Annotated in this window: 3 protein-coding genes; 2 read left to right on the top strand and 1 reads right to left on the bottom strand. The window is 70.2% G+C overall.

The annotated features are described in order from the left end of the window. Positions 1-243 precede the first annotated feature (243 nt). On the top strand, positions 244-534 hold the full coding sequence (locus AC1D15_RS32195) for a YlcI/YnfO family protein (protein ID WP_477829256.1): 291 nt from the start codon (positions 244-246) through the stop codon (positions 532-534). Then, positions 531-848 carry a type II toxin-antitoxin system RelE/ParE family toxin gene (locus AC1D15_RS32190; protein WP_477829255.1) on the top strand — a complete coding sequence of 106 codons (318 nt, stop codon included), beginning with the start codon at positions 531-533 and terminating at the stop codon, positions 846-848. Before AC1D15_RS32195 ends, AC1D15_RS32190 begins: the two co-directional genes overlap by 4 nt. A 12-nt stretch (positions 849-860) precedes the next feature. Here the strand turns inward: AC1D15_RS32190 and AC1D15_RS32185 are convergent. Then, positions 861-1,416, bottom strand: a 556-nt coding sequence (locus AC1D15_RS32185) for a hypothetical protein (protein WP_477829254.1), incomplete at its 5' end; no start/stop codon positions are given.

Genomic DNA, 1,416 nt, shown 5'->3' with positions numbered 1-1,416 from the left:
CATCAGTTCGGTGCGGTGCAATACTCGGTGCCCGACCGCAGGTCTGCGACCGTGGAAAACAGGAACTCCGATGGGCGAGCCTTTGCGTATCGGGTCTACGTGACCGACGACGCCGGCCAGCTCATGGCGTCGGTCGACCCGGTCGTGCAGAACGACACCCGCTGACCCGTCGCCGGTGCCGCCCGCCGGGCTGGCGTGCCGAAGAGGATCTCGATGTGTCGCAAATGAATTACATTGGCGGCCATGAAGTCCTCCACCATTCCTGCCGTCCGTGTCGAACCCGAGTTGCGTGAGCAACTGGAGCGCGTGCTGCAGAGCGGAGAAAGCCTGTCCCAGTTCGTCGAGGCTTCCGTGCGTGAAGGCGTCAACCGCCGCCTCGCGCAAGCGGAGTTCATCGCACGCGGGCTGGCCTCCCTCGAGTCCGCGAAGCGCGACGGCCGGTTCGTGAGTGCGGACGAGGTCATCGGCGGGCTCGAGAAGAAGCTCGCCGGTGCGCAGGCCCGCCGGACGGCCCTGGGTCGTTCGAAGCGATGAGCTTTCGCGTTCTGCTGACGCGCGAGGCGCAGCAGGACCTCGACCGGCTCTGCGATTTCCTCATCGAACGCGAGTTCGCGCGCGAGGATGGCGACCTGGCCCTGGCAGAAGAAGCCCTCGGTGCGATCGCCGGGGGATTGCGGACACTGGAGAAGTTTCCGTTCACCTGCCGAAAGGCGGCCTCCAGCCCGTTCCTGCGCGAACTCGTGATCGCGTGCGGCCGCACCGGCTGCGTCGCGTTGTTCGAGATCATCGATGAAGAAACCGTTGTGGTCGCGGCCGTCCGCCACCAGCGAGAGGACGACTTTCACTGAGGCTGCGCGGCCTCAGCCGCTCCTTGCCGCGTCCCACAACGCCACGATGTCGGCCTCGCCGAGCCGGGCGCCCGCGCTCATCGCGCGCTCGAGCGCGGCGGCGGGCAGCGCGCCGATCAGCCGCTGCGCCTTCTCGCGCCGCAGCGCATGCAATGCCGCACGCGGCTCATCGCGGCGCCGGCAGGCCGCGTCCGACCATCCCGCGAGTTCGGCGGCCGTGTCCAGGTCGCCCCGGCAGGCGGCGAGCCAGGCCAGCGTGTCGGCCGCCTGCCACAGCAGGCCGCAATCGGCGGCCAGCCGCAGCGCGTCGTGCGACAGCGCGAACGCCTCGTCCACCGACCCGTGCTCCAGCAGCGCATGCATCAGGTTCAGCAGCGCGGTGCACAGCGTGGCCGGGGCGCGCTTGCTGCGCAGCGAATCGACCAGCTGGTGGCCGAGATACACCGCCTCGTCGACCTCGCCCATCGCCAGCGCCAGGTCGGCCAGGTGCGCGCGAGCGCGCCACGCGCCGCGCTCGTCGCCGGCCGCGAGCCGCAGGCCCAGTTCGACCTCGCGGGCGGCGCGGCTG

The sequence above is a fragment of the Rhizobacter sp. P2_H2 genome (assembly GCF_056403375.1).
Note: the sequence above shows the minus strand (reverse complement) of the source record. Positions and strands in the feature narration are given on the sequence as shown.

Coding starts and splice junctions, on each gene's coding strand:
- AC1D15_RS32190 (WP_477829255.1), top strand. CDS start 531: ATGAGCTTTCGCGTTCTGCTGACGCGCGAGGCGCAGCAGGACCTCGAC.
- AC1D15_RS32195 (WP_477829256.1), top strand. CDS start 244: ATGAAGTCCTCCACCATTCCTGCCGTCCGTGTCGAACCCGAGTTGCGT.